Source organism: Allobosea sp. Root483D1 (assembly GCF_001429505.1).
GTDB lineage: Bacteria > Pseudomonadota > Alphaproteobacteria > Rhizobiales > Beijerinckiaceae > Allobosea.
The window spans coordinates 62,800-63,085 of the sequence record NZ_LMJW01000002.1 but is presented as its reverse complement, the minus strand read 5'-3'; the positions used below and the strand labels follow the sequence as shown (position 1 = coordinate 63,085).

At 64.3% G+C, this 286-nt stretch carries 1 pseudogene; it reads right to left on the bottom strand.

From position 1 onward, the window contains the following. Positions 1-286: pseudogene (locus ASE66_RS32455) on the bottom strand (hypothetical protein); the annotation flags it as partial.

Sequence of the window (286 nt, the reverse complement as noted above, 5' to 3'; positions counted from 1 at the left end):
TGCTGACGGGTCTGCAGCGCGAGCAGGGAGGCGGCTTCCTGGTTGAGGTCGGCGTTGACGAGGTTGTCAGCGCCGCTGGTCAGGACGTTCGCCATGTCCTTGGTGAAGTCCTGCCGGGTCTGGACGACCGAGAGGCTCGCGCCGAAGGTCGAGGAGAGCGACTTCAGCGAGGTCAGAGCGCCGGTCAGCGACTTGGTGGCGGCTTCCAGATCGGAGTCGTTCTGGAAGTTGGTGCTGCCGCCGATCTGGGTGTTGCCAGCCTTGATGATGCCGAGGTTGTCGGAGT